Raw genomic sequence first — 17,941 nt, 5'->3', positions numbered from 1 at the left:
GTGGATACCGAGATCGTCGACGATGTCGCCGGGGACGTGCGCTGGCGGGCACTGCGGCCGTCCGGGGCGGGTGCCGGGCTTCCGCTGATCGTGCTGCTGCACGGCGCGTTCTCCTCGGCCGATCTGGTCACCCGGATCCGGCCGCTCGTGGACCGGCTCCTGGACCGGGGCGAGCTGGCGCCGGCCGTGGTCGCGTGCGCCTCGACGCCGACCGTGGGCGGTTTCTACCTGGGCGGGTGGGAGACGTTCGTGGCGCAGACGTTCCCGGACGTGCTGCACCGGCGGCTGGGCACGGACCTGGAGCGGGTCGCGCTGCTGGGCGCGTCGATGGGCGGCTACGGCGCGCTGAAGATCGCGTTCGCGAGCCCGCACCGGTGGCGTGCGGTCGCGGCGGTGTCCCCGGCGTTGCTCGACGACGAGCCCGGGCCGCGGAACACGATCGGCGTGCTGGGCGAGCTGCGGGACGCGATGGCCGCGGCGGGCTGGGAGCACAGCAGCGTGCGGCACCGGCTGCGCGGGAACGCGGACTCGATCCGGCGGAGCGGCCTGAAGATCATGCTGCGCTGCGGCGACCGCGACGTGTTCGCGCTGCACGACGGCACCGAGCGGTTGCATCGCGAGCTGTGGGATCTGGACGTGGCCCACGACTACCACCTGGTCCGCGACGCCGATCACGACGAGCCGGAGGCGACCGCGGCGATGCGCGCCGCGCTCACGTTCGTCGCAGCAGCCCTGCACGACGAGCCCGGCGCGGTGCGCGGGGACGCTCCCGGCGGGCTCCGCGCGCTGCTCGCGCCGGATCTCGCCGAGGCCGTCAGGCGCGATCCGGACACGTCCCGCCGCTACGGCCGGATGTGAACAACGGGGCCGAGCCGGGCGAGCACGCCCCGGGTTTTCCGGACCACCGCGCGACGTGCAGGGAGGCCGCCCGCGGCCGACCGGTGCCCGCGGGAGCATGCGGCAGGTGACCGCGCCGGAAGCGGGAATATCGGCATTTCCGGCATAGCCGGGAGAACCCGGGCGACCCGGTGGGGCCGCCCGGGGTCTCAGATGAGCGTGGCCGCCTGGGTCAGCAGCTCACCGGTGCGCGGGTCGCGGCACAGGTATCGCTGGCCCTCGTGCATCCAGCCCCAGATGTCGTCCTGGACCAAGGGCTCCTTGCAGTGCAGGCACCGCGGATCGGTCGGTTGGGCGGTGGAGGCACCGCTGCGGACGGAGGTGGGCGTCAAGGTCGGCTTCCCTTCGGTCTCGTGTGGTCGGGGCCGTTCCAAGTCCCCCCGGAGATCACGTGCAATACCGCACCGTAGCGGATCCGGACGAAATCGATGACATGGGCATTGACCTCGGGCAACCTCAATCACCGTTCGTGTGACGGGGGTCTCAGTTGGTGGTAATTCCTCCGGATGCCCTAGGTTGGGCCGAAGGGGCCGCACGAAACGGCCGGAGAGGCCGCCTGCGTGCGCGAAGGAGGCACGGCTTGTCGACCAGCGGCGTCACGGAGGCTGACAGACGGCCCGCCTCGCTCTACGACGAGGCGGAGGCCGCCCGGCAGCGCGGCGACTACCGGGCCGGGGTCACGCTCGCGCGGCGTGCCGCGGAGTTCAGCGCCGAGCGCGGCGACGTGGCCGGTCAGGCGTCCGCGCTGCGCCTGGCCGCGAACCAGCTGCTGCGCGTCGGCGAGCAGGAGGCCGCGATCACCGCCTGCACGCAGGCGGCCGGGCTGTTCGAGTCGATCGGCGACGAGCGTGGCATCTGCGAGACGCTGACCGTGCAGGCGATCCCTTTCAACGACCTCGGGCTGCACGAGGAGGCGCTGGACGCGCTGGACCGGGCCCGCCGGATCGCGCAGCGGCTGGACGACCGTGCGCTGCTCTACTGGGTGCACAACCGCACCGGCGTGGTGCACGCGGCCATGGGGGACCTCGCGGCCAGCAACGAGTGCCTGCGGCACGCGCTCGCGGTGGTCGACCCGGGCGACGACGAGGCCCGTTTCTGCGTGCTCAACAACCTGGGCGACAACGCGGTGTTCCGCATCCCGCAGCTGCGCGAGCTGGGCCGGGAGGCGGAGGCGGAGGAGCTGCTGGAGATCGCGCTCGGCCACGTGCGGACCGCGCTGGAGCTGGCCCAGGCCGCCAACCACCCGTACCGGCAGTCGATCGTGCTGGACAACTACGGCATGCTGATGGCCCACCGGGGCGACTACGGCGAGGCGTTCACGCTGGTGGAGAACTCGCGGATGATCGCGCTCGCGCACGGCTACCGGTCGCTGGAGTCGGCCGCGCTGCAGCATCAGGCGCAGATCCGGCTGCTCCGCGGTGACTGCGCGATCGCGGTGCTCGGCCTGCTGGAGGCGCTGGAACGCGTCACCGAGGCCAAGGAGAAGCCGATGACCATGGCCATCCACCTCCAGCTGTCCCAGGCGTACGAGCGGATCGGCGACTTCAAGGCCGCGCTGGCGCACTACCGGTCGTACCACGCGCTGGAGCGGGAGGCGCACAACGACGTCGCCGCGGTCCGCGCCCGGATGATGGTCCACCTGTTCGAGCTGGACAACGCGCGCCTCGAGGCCGACAACGCGCGCCTGGAGTCCGAGCTGCACCGCATGCGCAGCGCCGAACTGGAGCAGCAGGCGCTCACCGACGCGCTCACCGGCCTCGCCAACCGCCGCGCCGCCGACCAGCGCCTCCCGGAGATGGCCGCGCTCGCGGACGCCACCGGCCGCCCGTTCTGCCTCGCGATCGCCGACGTCGACCACTTCAAGCTGGTCAACGACCGCTACGGCCACGCCGCCGGCGACGACGTGCTGCGCCGGATCGGCGCGCTGCTCCGCGAACACGTCCGCGGCATCGACCTGGTCGCCCGCCTCGGCGGCGAGGAGTTCCTGATCGCGTTCGAGGGCGTCGACCTGCCCGAGGCCGCCCACCTGGCCGAGAAGCTGCGCCTGGTCGTCGCGAACCACGACTGGTCCGCCCTCCAGCCCGGCCTCGCCGTCACGGTCAGCATCGGCGTCGCCGAACACGACCACGGCGACCCCGCACTCCTGCTCCCCCGCGCCGACGCCCGCCTCTACGCCGCCAAGCGCGCCGGCCGCAACCGCGTCACCGCGGCAGACTGACGAACCGCTTTTCCCACTCCCGGCGTGGCCGCTTCCCGCACGCTCCCGCGGGCACCGGTCGTCGCTGGCGCTCCTCCCTGCCAGTCGGTGGGTGCGCGCCCTGCACCGTCATCGCTTTGCTCTGCTTACCTGGAACACCTGCCCTACCCGAACACCTACATTTGCTTGCACCCCTGGCAACCAGCCGAAATACGTCGCAAGCGGCGCAAGGCTCAAACCCTGACGGCGCACGCCCCGCCCCGCTCCGGAGACCGGGCCGCGCGGAAACCCGACCCGGCCCGCAGGCCCGACCCGGCGGAGGCCCGGCCCGGCGGAGGCCCGACCCGGCCTGGCACGGGCACGCCGGGCACCACACGAACGCGCGAAGCGCAGCACAGCGCAAACGCGCGAAGCGCAGCGTCGGACCGCACGGCGCGGCGCTGCTCTGCGCAATGGCGATGCGCCGTAGCTGCTTCGGAGCGCGTGCGAAGCCCGCGTCCGAAATATCGCCGTATCTCGCTCCACCTTCGAGTGTCGGTGTCCGCAGGAATCCCGCCTGCCCGGCTGAGTGATCAATCAGTGGCGCAAAAAGGAGGTCAACTTCGATATGTGATCTCCTTTTCGCACCACTGATTGATCACTCAGGGCCGGCGGCGCCGCCTTCGCGCCAGGCCGGCCGGAGAGTCGCCGGACGCCTCGTCCCCGATATCGCGATATTTAGGGCGCGGGGTGCGGCGGTCGCTGGCTCGGTGGTGCGGTGCGAGATCTGGATGCCGCTGGTGGCCGCTTCGCCCGGATCGAAGCGGCCACCACCACACCTGGATCTTCGATCCCACACGGATGGAAGATCATCCCGGGCATTGGCCCCGCCCGGGGTGGCGAGCGAAGCACGCGGCCGTCGCCGTTCAGCCGGACTGGCGCGTGGGCCGAATAGTGGCCGCGTGCCGACCATCCTCGTCGACGATCTTCGGTCCTTCACCGATGAGCGCGCCGTGCTCGTGGCCCGCAGCGGTGCCGAGGGCGTCGTGCTGCTCGACCGGCATCGCGGGGAGCACATCGACGAGCTGTGGCTCGATCACGACCTCGGCGGCACGGACACGGTCTGGCCGGTCGTCGCGCTGCTCGAGCGGGCGGCGTTCGACGGGGAGCCGTTCAGCATCGGGACGGTCGTCGTCCACTCGGCCAACCCGCCGGGCGTGGCCGCGCTCGTCCAGGCGCTGGGGCGCTGGGGTTACCGGGCGCGGCCGGCGCCCGGCGTGCCGGCGGTCGCCTATCGCTGACGGGGCCGGGGGACGCGTCTGGTGGCGCGGCCGCCGTGGAGGAAGAGGGCGCGGCCGTCGGTGTCGGTGCCGAGGAAGGCGTAGACCGGGTGTGCGGTGCCGGGGTGGTCGCGGACGATCAGCGTGTCGCCGGTGAGGCGGACGAGTTCCTGGGGCGGGGTGGGCGGGCCGAGCTGGGTGAAGATGCCCTTCGGGGTGTCGTGCAGCCAGAGGCGGCCGGCCGGGTCCTGGGTGACGGTGAGGTCGGCGACGCGGGAGGAGTAGGTGCCGAGGTAGCGGGTGGCGTCGATCGGCTCGGGCCGCGCCGGCGGCCGGGCGGGCGCGGGGAGCGTGATGCCGGTCAGCTCCTCGATCAGCGGTGGTAGCAGCGCGTGGTAGAGCGAGGCCGCGTCGCCGCCGTTGGTGAGCAAGGCTATCGCGACGTCGCGGTCCGGGATGACGCGGAGGAAGGCGGCCTGGCCGATGGTGCCGCCGTCGTGGCCGATGACGGTGCCGGTGTCGTTCATGATCTCCCAGCCGAGGCCCCAGCCGGCGCCGGGCAGGCCGGGGGCGGGGCGGTCGGCGGCGCGCTGCTGCATCGCCTTGACGCTGGCCGGGGAGAGCAGGCCGTCGCCGCCGGACATGTGCATGCGGGCGAAGAGCAGCAGGTCGCCGGCGCTCATCGCGAGCATGCTGCCGGCCGGGGCGTTGGAGCGGGGCAGCGCCCAGACCGGGGCGGGGGCGAGCGGGGCGCCGAGGGACGGGGCGATGTGGCCGACCGCGGTGCGGTGCAGAACCGCCTCGTAGGCGTCGGTGGCGAGCGCGGTGATGCCGAGCGGGGCGGCGATCGACTCGCGCAGGCAGACGTCGAACGGGCGGTCGCGTAGCACCTCGACGACGCGGCCGAGGACGGCGAAACCGGCGTTGTTGTAGGAGAGCATGGTGCCGGGCGGGAAGAGCTGCGGGGTGTCGCCGAGCGTGTCGACGAACCGGGCCACGCAGTCGTCGCCGCGGCCGGTGTCGGTGAACAGGTCGCCCTCGAAACCGCCGGTGTGGCAGAGCAGGTGGCGGATCGTCACGGTCGCCGCGGCGGTTTCCGAGCCGAGCCGGAAGGACGGCAGGTAGGCGCGGACCGGGGCGTCCAGTTCGAGCAGGCCCTCCGCGGCCAGCTGCATGATCAGCGTGGTGGTCCAGACCTTGGTGATCGAGCCGACCTGGAAGAGCGAGTCGGTGGTCACCTCGACGCCGGTCCGCGAGTTGAGCACGCCGTGCGCGAGCGCGAACCGTTCACCGCCCGCGGACACCGCCAGCACCGCGCCGGGCACGGAGAAACGGGCGAGCAATGCGGGCAGTGATGATCTGATCACATCGAGAGACATGAACACCACCCTAAAACCGTTGCAGCGGTACGGAATCCGGCGCGCGAGATTCGTACCGGTGCATGCGTTTGATCTGGATTTGCAGCTGCCGGGAATCGAGCGGTTGACTGGGACCCGTGAACGAGGAACAGAGCGTGCGGTTCGGGCTGGACACCTTCGGCGACGTGACGGCCGGCCCGGACGGCAAACGGTTGCCGTACGCGCAGGTCATCCGCGACGTGGTGGAGCAGGCCGTGCTGGCCGAGCAGGTAGGGGTGGACGCGTTCGGCGTCGGCGAGCACCACCGGGACGACTACGCGGTGTCCGCGCCGGAGATCGTGCTGGCCGCGATCGCGGCACGCACCTCCACGATCCGGCTGGGTACGGCCGTGACCGTGCTCAGCTCGGACGACCCGGTGCGGGTGTTCGAGCGGTTCGCCACGCTGGACGCGATCTCGCACGGACGCGCCGAGATCACGCTGGGCCGGGGCTCGTTCACCGAGTCGTTCCCGCTGTTCGGGTACGAGCTGCGCGACTACGAGAAGCTGTTCGTCGAGAAGCTGGACCTGATGTCGCACCTGCTCGACGAGGGCCCGGTCACCTGGTCCGGCACGGTCCGCGCGGCGCTGGCGAAGCAGGAGGTCTACCCGAAGACCGAGTCGGGCCGGATCACCACGTGGATCGGCGTCGGCGGCAGCCCGGAGTCGGTGGTGCGCGCGGCGTCGTACAAACTGCCGCTGGTGCTGGCGATCATCGGTGGTGAGCCGGCCCGGTTCGCGCCGTACGTCGAGCTGTACCACCGGGCGCTGACCGAGCTGGGCACGCCGAAGCTGCCGGTCGCGGTGCACGCGCCCGGGTTCGTCGCGGAGACCGACCGGGAGGCGGCGGACACGCTCTGGCCGCACCTGCGCGTGATCATGGACCGGATCGGCCGGGAGCGCGGCTGGCCGCCGATGACCCGCCGCCGCTTCGACTCGGACATCGCCGAGGGCGCGCTGCACGTCGGCTCGCCGGAGACGGTGGCGCAGAAGATCGCCCGGACGATCAAGGCGCTCGGCATCCAGCGGTTCGACCTGAAGTACTCCAACGGCACGCTCCCGCACGACGCGATGAGCCGCTCGATCGAGCTGTACGGCACGCAGGTCATCCCCCGGGTCCGCGAGCTGCTGGCGGATTGACGCCCGCGGCTACGGTGTGCGGGTGACATCGACGCTCCCGCCGGCACTCGGCACGCTGGGCACGCTGGCCGCGCTGGTCGCTCTCACCGTGCTCGTCGTGACGCTCCGGCGGGCCCGCCGGGCCACCGAGGCCCCGGGCCCGCAGGGCTACACCGGCACGCCGCAGTTCCTCGTGGTGCTGCGCGGCTACGACATCGGCCACGTGCAGGCACTGGTCGCCCGGGTCGACACCGCGCGCCGCTCCGGCGACCCGGCGCTGCGCGCGGCCGTGGCCGCCGAGGCACGCGGCGCCGCGTTCCCGGTGGTGCTGCGCGGCCTCGACCGGGGCGCGGTCGACGCCTACCTGCGCGCCGCCGCGGCCGAACTCTCGTCGTGACCGCGCTCCGCCGCGGGTCCGGGGTCGTACGGCGGGTGCGCACACGCCGTCGAAACAGGCGCGACACCACAGCCGCCACAGACGTCACGGAGACTGCGCCGGTGCGGCCTCGGCCGTAGAGTGAATCTCTGGTTCCGACCGATCGGGAGACCCCTCACGTGAGCACCACCGACGAGTACCACTACCCCGTCTCCGGCGTGCCCGTCGTCGAGACGGACCACCCGGGCCGCACGATCGCGCCGGACAACGTCACCGTGGTCTTCGACGACGGCGAGTTCCAGCAGCTGTCGATCAGCGGCCAGTGCGTCGAGGCCCCGCGCATCCGGGTGACCCGTCGCTACAAGAAGGCCAAGCGCGTCCCCGAGTGGGCCCGGCAGTACCTGGCACCCGACGCCGCGTGAACCCGGATGCCTCCTTCCCCGACTGAACCCGGGAAAGGAGGCACCGATGCACGATGAACTGCTGGTCGTCCGCGCCCAGCTCGGCGAGCGGGACGCGTTCGCCGACCTGGTCCGGGCCTGGCACGATCCGGTACACACGTTCGCCCGCCGCATGATCGGCCCCCGCGACGCGGACGACGTGGCCCAGGAGGTGTGGCTCGCCGTCGTCCGCGGCCTGCCCCGCCTCCGCGAGCCCGCGCGGTTCGCGCCGTGGCTGTTCCGCATCGCCCGGCGGGCCGTCACCAACCGGCTCCGCGCGGAGTACGCGCAGCCGGCCGCCGAGACCACCGCGCCCGAACCCGACGTCGGCGACCTGGTCGCGGACCGCGCCACGATCGCGGCCGGGCTGGCCGGCGTCCCGGTCCGCGAACGCGAGCTGCTGATCCTCTTCTACCTTCAGGACCTCTCCCTGGAGTCCTGCGCCGAGATCTGCGACGTCCCGGTCGGCACGGTCAAGTCACGCCTCGCCCGCGGCCGCCGGCTGCTGCGCGACGCCCTCACCCGGAAGGGACCTCAGCGATGAACGCCGACGACCTGCTCAGCACGCTCTCCCCCCGGCTGTCCCTGGCCCGCCGCATCGCCGCGGTCGCCGCCGGGCTCGGCGGCCTCACCGTCGCCGCCGTGGTCGCCTCGCTGTGGGCGACCGAACCGGCGCTGCCCGCGGCAACCCGGGCCGCGTTCGCCGGCGTCATCGCGATCGGGCTGGCCTGGGTGGCGTATGCGGCCTGGCTGCTCACCCGCCGTCACCCGCTGTTCGCCCGGGACCGGGTGATCGCGGCCTGGCTGTCGCTGACCGCGTGCACGGTGCTGGCCGCGTTCGTCACCGCGGTCTCGGTCGCCCGCGACCAGGCCCGGCCGGCCGCGCTGACGCTCGCCGCGACCCTGCTCACCGTGGCCGCGGTGAACCTGGTGCGGGCGCGCGCACACCGCGCCGCGCTGCTGCGCCGCAAGCGGGAGCTGGGCGGCTGAGCGAACCGGTGGATCCGCCGAGCCGGAGGTCCAGAACCCGGATGCCCTGCGGCGGGAACCGGCCGGTGCCGGCCGGCCCGTCGTAGGGGGCGAGGCGCAGCGCGGCCGGGCCCGGCTCGGGTCACCGATCCGGGTGACCGGCACCGGCCTGGGCGGACGCCCGGGCCGGTGCCGCCAGCAGCGGAAGCAGAACGGTCGAAAACGGAAGCCACCTGTGCATACCCCATCAATACCGATCGACATCCCTGGATACCGCGGGAGTCGTGCGTCACGCAATGTGGGACCCGTGCCGCCGGTCACGGAAACCCGCATGCGTACCTCGCTAAGGTGGGAGCGACCGCACCAAGCAGCAGGGAAATTGAGGAATCAACCCGCATGATCGACGACGGTAAGGCGCGAGTCCTTCTCCTGGAGAACATCCACCCCGACGCGGTGGCCCGGTTCGAGTCCGAGGGCTATGTCGTCGAGTCTGTCTCCTCCGCGCTCGACGAGGAGGAGCTGATCTCGCGGATCGAGGGCGTGTCGCTGCTCGGCATCCGGTCCAAGACGAAGGTGACCGCGCGCGTCATCGAGGCCGCGAAGGATCTGGCCGCGATCGGCGCGTTCTGCATCGGCACCGACCAGATCGACCAGGTCGCGGCGTCCGAGGCCGGCATCGCGGTGTTCAACGCACCGTTCTCCAACACCCGCAGCGTGGTCGAGCTGGCGCTCGCCGAGATCATCGCGCTGACCCGCCGGCTGACCGAGAAGAACAACGGCATGCACGCCGGCATCTGGGACAAGGCGGCCGACGGCAGCCACGAGGTCCGCGGCCGGCGGCTCGGCATCGTCGGGTACGGCAACATCGGCACCCAGCTGTCCGTGCTGGCCGAGGCGCTGGGCATGCGCGTCTACTTCTACGACAGCGCGGACAAGCTGTCGCTCGGCAACGCGCGCCGGTGCAGCACGCTCAACGAGCTGCTGGACGTGGCGGACATCGTGACCATCCACGTGGACGGCCGGCCGGGCAACAGCGGCTTCTTCGGCGACGAGCAGTTCGCCCGGATGAAGCCGGGCAGCATCTTCCTGAACCTGTCCCGCGGCCTCGTCATCGACCACGACGCGCTGCGCCGGCACCTGGAGAGCGGCCACATCGCGGGCGCGGCCGTCGACGTGTTCCCGGTCGAGCCGAAGGGCCGCGGCGACGAGTTCCAGTCCGGACTGCGCGGCCTGCCGAACGTGATCCTCACCCCGCACATCGGCGGCTCGACCGAGGAGGCGCAGGCCGACATCGGCGCGTTCGTCTCCAACAAGCTGGCGACCTACCTGACCGAGGGCAACACCACGCTCAGCGTGAACCTGCCGTCCGTCGCGCTGCCGCCGCACGGCGACGGTCACCGCCTGGTCTACCTGCACCGCAACACCCCGGGCGTGCTCGCGCAGGTCAACAGCGTGCTCGCGGAGCACTCGGTGAACGTCGAGGGTCAGCTGCTGGCCACCAAGGGCGAGTACGGCTACCTGCTCACCGACATCGGCATCGACTTCACCTCCGAGCTGATCAACCAGCTCGCCGCGCTCCCCCAGACCGTCCGTCTCCGCGTCATCGCCTGACCCGCACTCCCCGGATCGAGGCGCCGACCGGCGGCGCCTCGATCCGGCGGGTGCCGCGGAATGCGTCCCGGCGGCACCATGACGGCATGACGGATACGTTCCGCCCGCCACGCCGGGCGCCGATACCGCACGCCGCGGGCCGGTTCGTGGTGCACACGCCGGACCGCCGGGTCCACGACGAGACCGACGCGGCCGGTGCGCTGCGGATCGTGCTGGCCGGGTTGCCGGGTCAGTAGCCGGCGAGGGTGCGCCAGAACGTGGTCTCGAACTCGTGCAGCAGGCGCGCGTAGCGATGGGCCGTGGGCAGGGGTTTCCCGGTGGCTGCGCGGAGGGCCTGGGCCTCCAGCTCGGGGGCGGGGGTCGCGAAGAAGTCGAGGAAGGCGCAGGCCGCGTCGTCGAAGCCGTAGTTGGCGCGCAGCCCGGCGGCGAGGGCCCGGCAGTACTCGCCCCAGGCGGCGAAGTTCGCCACCAGGGCGAGCGCGGCCTCGGCCGGGTCCGCGTGCAGCGCCAGCCAGGCCACGTAGGCGGCGTAACCCTGGCAGCCGGCCCGCGGCTGGTAGTCGCTGAGGTCGACGCCGGTCGCGGCGGCGAGCCGGCCGGCCAGCGGCAGCACCAGGTCCTCGCCCTGGGCCAGGCTGATGAAGAACTCCGGGTCGTCGGCGCGGCTGGCCAGGATCAGGAAGCTGCGCCGGTCACTGGGGATGATCAGCTGTTCCTCGGCGGCGAGCGCGGCCACGGCCGTCAGCGGGGCCCGGCCCGCCGCGACCGCGTCGACCAGCGGGTTCGGGCCCGGTGCGGCGGCGGCGCGGATCTCGTCGAGCAAGCGTTGCGCGTCCATGCCCGGCATGCTGGCATCCGGCCCGGCCACCGCGCGGGCCGCACGGACAAAAACCCTGCAACGGTACGGATCCGAGCCGGCCGTACCGCCGGGATGCCTCGGCCGACCGGGAACCGTCCCGTTCGGTCAGTGGCCACCCAGGCTCCGGCGGTAGGCCACGATCTCGCCGTGCAGGTCGTTGATCCGGGCGCTGAGGCGCTCGATCTCGCCGGCGCGCTCCGCGACGCGGCGCCGCAGGGCGTCGAGCTCATCGTCATCGTCGGGGGTCGCGGGACTGCTCGGCTGAATGGGATCCCCGTTTCGGTCCGTGGCCATGCTCGCCACCTCGGATGGTCGTGCGGGTGAGGGTGAACACCCGGTTACCCACCGGGACCGGCTTTCACTCGCCGCTCAGGCGTCCGGCACGTTCCCGCAGGTAACGCTGTTCCGGGACGCTGGACGTGCGGGCCGCCGCGGCCAGATAGGCGTCCCGGGCACCGGCCGGGTCACCGGCCTTCTCCAGCAGGTGGGCGCGGGCCGCGTACCAGCGGTGCGACGCGGGCGGCACGTCGTCGAGCAGCGCGAGCCCGGCGGCCGGGCCCCGGGCCATCGCGGCCGCGACCGCATGGTTGAGCCGGACGACCGGGGACGCGTCGACGCGCAGCAGCAGGCCGTACAGCGCCTCGATCTGCGGCCAGTCGGTGTCCGCAGCGGACGGCGCCTCGTCGTGCACCGCCGCGATCGCGGCCTGCAGCTGGTACGGGCCGGTCGGCCCGGCCGGCAGCGCGGCCGTGATCAGCGCGATGCCCTCGTCGATCGCGGCCGCGTCCCAGAGCGTGCGGTCCTGCGCGTCCATCGGGATCAGCGCACCGTCCGGGGCGGTCCGGGCCGCGCACCGGGCGTGGGTGAGCAGCATCAGCGCGAGCAGACCGAGCACCTCGCTGTCCGCGGGCAGCAGGCGGTGCACCAGCCGGGTCAGCCGGATCGCCTCGGCGGCCAGCTCGACGCGTTGCAGCGACGGGCCGGCGGTGCTCGCGTACCCCTCGTTGAAGATCAGGTAGAGGACGCGGAGGACGACCGCGAGCCGGTCGTCCCATTCGGCGCGGGACGGCAGCCGGAACGTGGCGCCGCTGTCCCGGATCGCGGTCTTCGCGCGCGTGATCCGGCGGGTGATCGTGGCTTCCGGGACCAACAGCGCGCGGGCCACCTCGGCCGTGCTCAGCCCGCCGACCGCCTTCAACGTCAGGGACAGCTGCGCCGGTACGGACAGCGCCGGATGACAGCAGAGGAACAGCAGCACGAGCGAGTCGTCCGCGTCCGGGACGTCGGCGTCGTCGCGGCGCAGCGCGACCGTCCACTCGCGACGGAGGCGCGACGAGTCCGCGCGCAGCAGATCGGTCAGCCGGCGCGCGGCCACCGTGATCAGCCAGGCACGCGGGTCGTCGGGGCGGCCCCGGCGCGGCCAGTCCCGGACCGCCGCGAGCAGCGCCTCCTGCACCGCGTCCTCGGCCGTGTCGAAGTGGCCGTACCGGCGGACCACCGCGCCGAGGACCTGCGGCGCCAGCTCACGCAACAGGTCCTCGAGCGGGACGGTCACGACTCGAGCAGCTCGGCGCGCTCGTCCATGAGCGGGCGGACGTCCGCGTACGCCCCGGCCCGGACGTGCGCCGGGGCCGGTGTGTCGTTCAGCATGGCGGCGATCTCGGTGGCCCGGTCGATGCCGTCCACGTCGACGATCCAGTAGCCGGCCAGGACCTCCTGGGTCTCCGCGTACGGCCCGTCCGTGACCACCGGCAGCCCGCCGGCCAGGTCCGGCGCGACCCGGCGGGTGAGCACCGGTGCGGCGAGCGCGCGCGTCTCGACCAGCTCGCCGGACTCGGCCAGCTTCTGGTTGAACGCGACCATGAACTCGCCCATCGCGGCCATCTCCTCGGGCGTCCAGGCCGGCCGCCCGGTGTCCCGCCCGCCCATCTCGTCGTAGTCGAGCTGGGCGGCGTAGCTGAGGATCATGTACTTCATCGCGGTCTCCTCCGGTGGTGCGGTGACGGTTTCGCAGGAGACGTCGGAGCCACCCGCCGCCACCGGACACCGGCGGGACGAAAATATCGCGCTCGGCGCCCGTACCGCCGCAGGATCGTGGCCGTCGGCCGCGGGAGCGGCACGGGAAAGGGGCGGCACCCGGCCCCGCCGATCCTGACCGATCGACGCAACCGGGTGCCGCCATCAACCCCGCCGCACGCGCTCCCGCCACCCCTAAGGACCGGCCACTGCCCACAAGTCGTGGCCTGGGGACCGGCCGCCGCCCACTGCGGCCGAGTCCCGGCGGGTGCGCGTGATCAGCGGGCGAACTGAAGCCAGTCGACGTTCACGAAGTCGGCCGGCTGGCCACTGGCGAACGTCAGGAAGACCGTGTGGGTGCCGGTGACACCGCCGCCGCCGAGCGCGCCGGCGACCGAGCGCCAGGACTGCCAGCCGCCGGTGTTGCCGACCGCGATCGTGCCCACCGGGGCGGCGGAGCGCGAGCCGAGGCGCACCTCGATCAGGCCGGAGACGCCGGTCGGCGCGCCGGACGCGGCCCGCACCGTGAACTGCCGGACCGGGTCGGTGCCGAACGCCACGTTGTCGAAGCGCAGCCAGTCGCCGTTCGCGACGTACGCCACCGTGCTGCCCTCGACCTGCGTGCCGGCCTGCGCGTCCGCGGTCGCGGCCGGCAGCGCGGCGAACGCGCTCCGGGTGCCGCCCGGTGCGGTGGCGACCGCGGACGCCGTGGCCGTCGCGGTGGCGGCCGCCGAGGCGGACGGACCGGGGTTCGGGTTCGCGGACCCGAACGGCTCGATCGTGACCTCCCACGCCCGCGGCGCCGTGTCCTGGATGTAGGACGCGAAGTCGACCACGTCGTCGAACGCGAACCCGTACGCCTTACCGTCCACCGTCTGCTCGTGGATGATCCGCGAGTAGTGGTTGCTGATCGGCGCCCGGTAGAACGTGGACGGGTCGGTGCTCGGCTGGTTCGGCTGGCTGATCAGCGTCGAGCGGTTGAAGCCGGCGCCGAGGATGGCCGCGACCGGGCCGGTGATGCCGTCGTTCGGGGCGGCCAGCGCGCCGTCGCAGAAGAGCACGTCCTTGGTGGTCGGCTTCGCGAACGCCTTGACGCCCTTGTCGAACGTGAACAGCCCGCCGGTGACGCGGCCGGTGAACGTACCCGCGTTGGTGGTGGCCTTGAGGTCCGTGGTGGCGTACTTGGCCCACACCTCGTCGATCGCGGAGTCGAAGTACGACGCGGAGAACAGGCCGGCGCCGATGCCGTGACCGGGCGCGATCACCCGCAGGTCGTCGCCGATGACCAGACGCCGGAAGTCCGGCAGCGCGCGGGCCGCCGCGAAGATCGCGTCCCGGCCGCCCGGTTTGAGCACGCCGGTAACCTGCTCCTTCGAGCCGGTCAGCTTGATCCCGAGCGGGATGCTGAACATGTCGACCATGGTCGAGTTGCAGAACATCCCGGCGTCGCTGTGGGTGAACTCGACGCAGTCGTGCAGCACGGAGAAGCTGGGGTCGTTCGCCACCCAGCCGGCCGGGTACTGCAGCGCGGAGTTGCCGGCGCCGTCCGTGACCACCTTGAACTTCAGCTTGTCCTTGATCGCGAAGTACACCCGGCCGGACATCTTCGGCAGGTTGATCGTGGTGGTGCCGGTCGCGTTCAGCTTCACCGACAGGTCGGCGAACCCGTCGGCACCGTTGTCCGACGGGGAGCAGGGCGTGAAGACGCCGCTCTGCTTGACGTAGCCCTGGCGGCCGGTGGCCAACTCGGTGCCGACGACGTAGACGAATATCTCGTTGTTGCCGAACGTCCCGGACGAGTTGACGATCGTCATCGGCAGACCGTCGGCGGCGAACGCCCGTGAGTTGATGGCCGTGGCCACGAGCGGGGCGCCGACCGCCACCGCACCGATCGCCGCGAGACCGAGGAACTTTCTCCGGGACGCCATGTGCAAACCGCCTCTTACCACACAAGCCGCCAACTTTCCGGCGACTCCGCTGAATTGGACGTAAGCGAGTCTGTCCAACCGCACAATGGCAGGTCAACGGGTCCGTACCCTAAGGATCCCTAAATCTGAGAGCGTTCTCTTAGCGTGCTTTCACGGTGTGATCAACCGACCAACGCTCCGCGAACGCACGGGCGTCCACCGCCTTGCCCCACAGCCATCCCTGGCAGAGCCGCACGCCGAGCCGGCCGAGCACGTCCCGCTGCGCCGTGCTCTCCACGCCCTCGGCGACCACGGCCAGCCCGAGCGCGGTGCTCATCGCGACCACCGCGCGGACGATCTCCTCGTCCGAGCTGCTGGCACCGAGCCCGGAGACGAACGAACGGTCGATCTTCACGCTGGTGACCGGGTGCCGCCGCAGGTAGCCGAGCGACGAGAAGCCGGTGCCGAAGTCGTCCACCGAGATCGAGACGCCGAGCGCGCGCAGGTCGCGCAGCGCACCCTCGCTGATGTCGCCGCCCTCCACCATCACCGACTCGGTGATCTCCAGGGCCACGCACCGCGCCGGTACGCCGTGCGTGCGCAACGCCTCCGCCACCACGCCGGTGAAGCACGGTTCGGTCAGCTGGCGCGGCGACACGTTGATCGACATCCAGAAGTCGTCGCCGACCACGCCGTCGGCCCGCCACGCCGCCAGCTGCCGCACCGCGTCGCGCAGCACGAACGCGCCGATGCCGGTGATCAGCCGGGACTCCTCCGCGACCGGGATGAACACGTTCGGCCCGATCGGGCCCTTCTCCGGGTGCTCCCACCGGACCAGCGCCTCCGCGCCGCGCGGCCGCCCGCTCTCCAGGTCGACGATCGGCTGGTAGAACACCTGGAGCTGGCCGTCGGCCAGCGCGGCCCGCAGTGCGCTCTCGATCTCCAGCCGCTCCTGCACGGCCTCGCGCATGGACGCGTCGAACACGGTCCACTTCCCGCGCCCGGCCGCCTTGGTCCGGTACATCGCGGTGTCCGCGTCCCGCAGCAGCGAGTCCGCGGTGTCGTCCGGCCGCGTCGCGGCCACGATCCCCATCGACGCGGTGATCACCACCTCGGCCGGCCCGACCCGGGTCGGCGGCTCCACGCAGTCCACGATCTGCTGCGCCTGCTCCAGCGCCTCCGCCTCGGTGCCGCGCCGGATCACCACGAACTCGTCGCCGCCGATTCGCGCGATCGTGGCCTCCGGCGGCAGCGTGTCCCGCAGACGCTGGCCGATCCGCCGGATCAGCCGGTCACCGGACGGGTGCCCCCACGAGTCGTTGACAATCTTGAAGCCGTCCAGGTCGAGGAAGAACACCCAGACCGCGCCGCGACCGGACGGGTCCGCGAGCAGCTCCTCCAGGATCTGGGTGAGCCGCCGCCGGTTCGGCAGCCCGGTCAGCTCGTCGTGCGTGGCCTGGTACTCGAACCGGGCCTGCGCCGCCGCGTTCGCCTGCACCGCGCTGACCGCGCGCAGGATCAGCAGCAGCACGATCACCGCGCCGCCGAGCCCGACGATCCAGCGCTCCACGCCGGTGCGCGCCGCGCCCGCGACGGTCAGCACGAACGGCGCCGCCACCGCCGGAATGATCACCGCGAGCCGGGCGAGCGACCACGGCTGCACCGGCAGCGGCACCGCCCGGACCAGCTCCCGCGCGGTCGGATGCAGCGCGGACGCGCCGCCCAGCGTGAACGCCAGCAGGAACGGCACGTCCAGCACCGGCGACGTGTAGAACTCGCCCTGGTTGCCGATGGTCGCGTACGCCAGGTCCCCGATGAAGATGAGCACCATCATGCCGAGCAGCAGCCGGAACGAGGCCCGCCGCGCCGCCGTGCTGAACGCCAGCATCACCACCAGCAGCACCAGGATCGCGTCGAACGTCGGATAGAGCCCGGCCAGCACCGAGATCAGCACCGGCCGGCCCGGGATCGAGATCGCCGGGATCGCGAACAGCAGCGTGAACACGGTGGTCGCGCCGACACAGACGATCAGCCCGTCGATCACCGAGTGCCGGTCGATCGCCCGCCGCCCGTACGCGAAGTCGGCCAGCGCGGCGATCATCAGCACGTACCCCGGCACGGTGAACGCCTCCGCCGGCAGCGCCGACCCGTACGGCACCACGATCGGCCGCAGGATCGCCCCGGTCAGCATGAACGCGCCGGCGATCCCCAGCGTGTGCCAGGCCCGGGCCGGCCTGATGTCGTGCATGGCCGGGCTGGCGAAACAGGCCGCGATCGCGCCCGCACCGATCAGCGCGAAGTCCACCAGCGGCGCGACATCGGCCACGTACAGCCCGGTCGCCACCACCCCGACGAGCGCGAACATCCACCACAACCGGTCACGCCACCGGTCGCCGCCGTCCGCCCCTGCCCGTGCGCTCAGCCGTCCCACCCCTGAAGGTCGATGAACACCCTCCCGATCGGCAGGCCACCGCGTTTCATTCGGCTTTCCCGCACGGACCCGCACCGGCCGGCCTACCGCGGATCTTCATCGATCCACCGAGGTAGCGTAGATCCTCTTGCCCGCCCGCGGGACCCGAAAACCCCACCACCCCCATAAAGATCAAGGGCAACGAGCCGCTCTTCCCACTTCCGGCGTGCCCACTTCCCCAGTGCTCCCGCGGGCCCCAGTGCCGCCGCCGGTCACCACACCCCCACCCCCTCCCCCACCGCTGCCCGCCGCCGAGCCCGCGCCGCAGCCGCCCCACCAGCCACGCCCGCGCCCTCGCCGCCCAGCCCCCTAGCCCTCGGCGGGAACAGGCGTGGTGCGCGACCCGACGCGGCCGGGACGCCGCCCGCGGGCGACGCCGACAGCAGCGCGGCACGAGTGGTGGGCGAGGGCCGGCAGCGCTGCGG

Annotated in this window: 18 protein-coding genes; 10 read left to right on the top strand and 8 right to left on the bottom strand. The window is 72.5% G+C overall.

What is annotated here, in order from left to right; translation table 11 throughout:
• Positions 1 to 858: an alpha/beta hydrolase gene (locus J2S42_RS34840; RefSeq protein WP_307246165.1), complete on the top strand. Its 858-nt coding sequence runs from the start codon at positions 1 to 3 to the stop codon at positions 856 to 858.
• Positions 859 to 1,046: 188 nt separating this feature from the next.
• Here J2S42_RS34840 and J2S42_RS34835 read toward each other — a convergent pair whose 3' ends face one another.
• A complete protein-coding gene (locus tag J2S42_RS34835) occupies positions 1,047 to 1,229 on the bottom strand; it encodes a hypothetical protein (protein WP_307246162.1) in 183 nt (60 codons plus the stop codon).
• A gap of 248 nt (positions 1,230 to 1,477) precedes the next feature.
• On the opposite strand from J2S42_RS34835, the gene J2S42_RS34830 reads away from it, so the two are divergent.
• Both J2S42_RS34830 and J2S42_RS34825 read left to right on the top strand, forming a co-directional pair.
• On the top strand, positions 1,478 to 3,115 hold the full coding sequence (locus J2S42_RS34830) for a tetratricopeptide repeat-containing diguanylate cyclase (RefSeq protein ID WP_307246160.1): 1,638 nt from the start codon (positions 1,478 to 1,480) through the stop codon (positions 3,113 to 3,115).
• Between the two features lie 920 nt (positions 3,116 to 4,035).
• Positions 4,036 to 4,374 (top strand): cyclic-phosphate processing receiver domain-containing protein, encoded by a 339-nt coding sequence (locus J2S42_RS34825; protein WP_307246158.1) that lies wholly within the window; start codon positions 4,036 to 4,038, stop codon positions 4,372 to 4,374.
• On the opposite strand, the gene J2S42_RS34820 is transcribed toward J2S42_RS34825, so the two are convergent.
• Positions 4,365 to 5,732, bottom strand: coding sequence for a serine hydrolase domain-containing protein (locus J2S42_RS34820; RefSeq protein ID WP_307246156.1), 1,368 nt, complete (start codon positions 5,730 to 5,732; stop codon positions 4,365 to 4,367). The two genes, J2S42_RS34825 and J2S42_RS34820, sit on opposite strands and share 10 nt — an antisense overlap.
• 116 nt (positions 5,733 to 5,848) lie before the next feature.
• Here J2S42_RS34820 and J2S42_RS34815 point away from each other — a divergent pair, with 116 nt between their 5' ends.
• From J2S42_RS34815 to J2S42_RS34785, 7 genes are all read left to right on the top strand, one after another.
• The gene (locus J2S42_RS34815) at positions 5,849 to 6,889 is read left to right on the top strand and encodes an LLM class flavin-dependent oxidoreductase (protein WP_307246154.1); all 1,041 of its coding nucleotides are present in this window, start codon (positions 5,849 to 5,851) and stop codon (positions 6,887 to 6,889) included.
• A 22-nt stretch (positions 6,890 to 6,911) separates the two neighbouring features.
• Positions 6,912 to 7,265, top strand: coding sequence for a hypothetical protein (locus J2S42_RS34810; protein WP_307246152.1), 354 nt, complete (start codon positions 6,912 to 6,914; stop codon positions 7,263 to 7,265).
• A 158-nt stretch (positions 7,266 to 7,423) separates the two neighbouring features.
• The gene (locus tag J2S42_RS34805; RefSeq protein WP_307246150.1) at positions 7,424 to 7,666 is read left to right on the top strand and encodes a hypothetical protein; all 243 of its coding nucleotides are present in this window, start codon (positions 7,424 to 7,426) and stop codon (positions 7,664 to 7,666) included.
• A gap of 46 nt (positions 7,667 to 7,712) precedes the next feature.
• Positions 7,713 to 8,228, top strand: coding sequence for an RNA polymerase sigma factor (locus tag J2S42_RS34800; protein ID WP_307246148.1), 516 nt, complete (start codon positions 7,713 to 7,715; stop codon positions 8,226 to 8,228).
• Positions 8,225 to 8,674 (top strand): hypothetical protein, encoded by a 450-nt coding sequence (locus tag J2S42_RS34795; protein ID WP_307246145.1) that lies wholly within the window; start codon positions 8,225 to 8,227, stop codon positions 8,672 to 8,674. The genes J2S42_RS34800 and J2S42_RS34795 overlap by 4 nt, the downstream gene beginning before the upstream one ends.
• 375 nt (positions 8,675 to 9,049) lie before the next feature.
• Complete coding sequence (gene serA, locus J2S42_RS34790; RefSeq protein WP_307246143.1) at positions 9,050 to 10,264, top strand: phosphoglycerate dehydrogenase; 1,215 nt, start codon at positions 9,050 to 9,052, stop codon at positions 10,262 to 10,264.
• 86 nt (positions 10,265 to 10,350) lie between these two features.
• Positions 10,351 to 10,500: a hypothetical protein gene (locus tag J2S42_RS34785; protein WP_307246141.1), complete on the top strand. Its 150-nt coding sequence runs from the start codon at positions 10,351 to 10,353 to the stop codon at positions 10,498 to 10,500.
• Here the strand turns inward: J2S42_RS34785 and J2S42_RS34780 are convergent.
• From J2S42_RS34780 to J2S42_RS34755, 6 genes are all read right to left on the bottom strand, one after another.
• A complete protein-coding gene (locus tag J2S42_RS34780; RefSeq protein WP_307246139.1) occupies positions 10,494 to 11,102 on the bottom strand; it encodes a thiaminase II/PqqC family protein in 609 nt (202 codons plus the stop codon). The genes J2S42_RS34785 and J2S42_RS34780 overlap by 7 nt on opposite strands.
• Before the next feature lie 126 nt (positions 11,103 to 11,228).
• Positions 11,229 to 11,417, bottom strand: a complete 189-nt coding sequence (locus J2S42_RS34775; protein WP_307246137.1) for a hypothetical protein — start codon at positions 11,415 to 11,417, stop codon at positions 11,229 to 11,231.
• Between the two features lie 64 nt (positions 11,418 to 11,481).
• The gene (locus tag J2S42_RS34770; RefSeq protein ID WP_307246135.1) at positions 11,482 to 12,678 is read right to left on the bottom strand and encodes an RNA polymerase sigma factor; all 1,197 of its coding nucleotides are present in this window, start codon (positions 12,676 to 12,678) and stop codon (positions 11,482 to 11,484) included.
• A complete protein-coding gene (locus J2S42_RS34765) occupies positions 12,675 to 13,100 on the bottom strand; it encodes a YciI family protein (protein WP_307246133.1) in 426 nt (141 codons plus the stop codon). The genes J2S42_RS34770 and J2S42_RS34765 overlap by 4 nt, the downstream gene beginning before the upstream one ends.
• A 317-nt stretch (positions 13,101 to 13,417) precedes the next feature.
• Positions 13,418 to 15,067 carry a beta-1,3-glucanase family protein gene (locus tag J2S42_RS34760; RefSeq protein ID WP_307246132.1) on the bottom strand — a complete coding sequence of 550 codons (1,650 nt, stop codon included), beginning with the start codon at positions 15,065 to 15,067 and terminating at the stop codon, positions 13,418 to 13,420.
• A 139-nt stretch (positions 15,068 to 15,206) separates the two neighbouring features.
• Positions 15,207 to 17,411 (bottom strand): putative bifunctional diguanylate cyclase/phosphodiesterase, encoded by a 2,205-nt coding sequence (locus J2S42_RS34755; RefSeq protein ID WP_307246130.1) that lies wholly within the window; start codon positions 17,409 to 17,411, stop codon positions 15,207 to 15,209.
• Positions 17,412 to 17,941 lie beyond the last annotated feature (530 nt).

The sequence above is a fragment of the Catenuloplanes indicus genome (assembly GCF_030813715.1).
GTDB classification, from domain to species: Bacteria; Actinomycetota; Actinomycetes; order Mycobacteriales; family Micromonosporaceae; genus Catenuloplanes; species Catenuloplanes indicus.
This window is presented reverse-complemented; position numbering and strand designations above follow the sequence as displayed.

Coding starts and splice junctions, on each gene's coding strand:
- J2S42_RS34765 (WP_307246133.1), bottom strand. CDS start 13,100: ATGAAGTACATGATCCTCAGCTACGCCGCCCAGCTCGACTACGACGAG.
- J2S42_RS34820 (WP_307246156.1), bottom strand. CDS start 5,732: ATGTCTCTCGATGTGATCAGATCATCACTGCCCGCATTGCTCGCCCGT.
- J2S42_RS34780 (WP_307246139.1), bottom strand. CDS start 11,102: ATGGACGCGCAACGCTTGCTCGACGAGATCCGCGCCGCCGCCGCACCG.
- J2S42_RS34800 (WP_307246148.1), top strand. CDS start 7,713: ATGCACGATGAACTGCTGGTCGTCCGCGCCCAGCTCGGCGAGCGGGAC.
- J2S42_RS34775 (WP_307246137.1), bottom strand. CDS start 11,417: ATGGCCACGGACCGAAACGGGGATCCCATTCAGCCGAGCAGTCCCGCG.
- J2S42_RS34785 (WP_307246141.1), top strand. CDS start 10,351: ATGACGGATACGTTCCGCCCGCCACGCCGGGCGCCGATACCGCACGCC.
- J2S42_RS34760 (WP_307246132.1), bottom strand. CDS start 15,067: ATGGCGTCCCGGAGAAAGTTCCTCGGTCTCGCGGCGATCGGTGCGGTG.
- J2S42_RS34795 (WP_307246145.1), top strand. CDS start 8,225: ATGAACGCCGACGACCTGCTCAGCACGCTCTCCCCCCGGCTGTCCCTG.
- J2S42_RS34755 (WP_307246130.1), bottom strand. CDS start 17,411: ATGTTCGCGCTCGTCGGGGTGGTGGCGACCGGGCTGTACGTGGCCGAT.
- serA (WP_307246143.1), top strand. CDS start 9,050: ATGATCGACGACGGTAAGGCGCGAGTCCTTCTCCTGGAGAACATCCAC.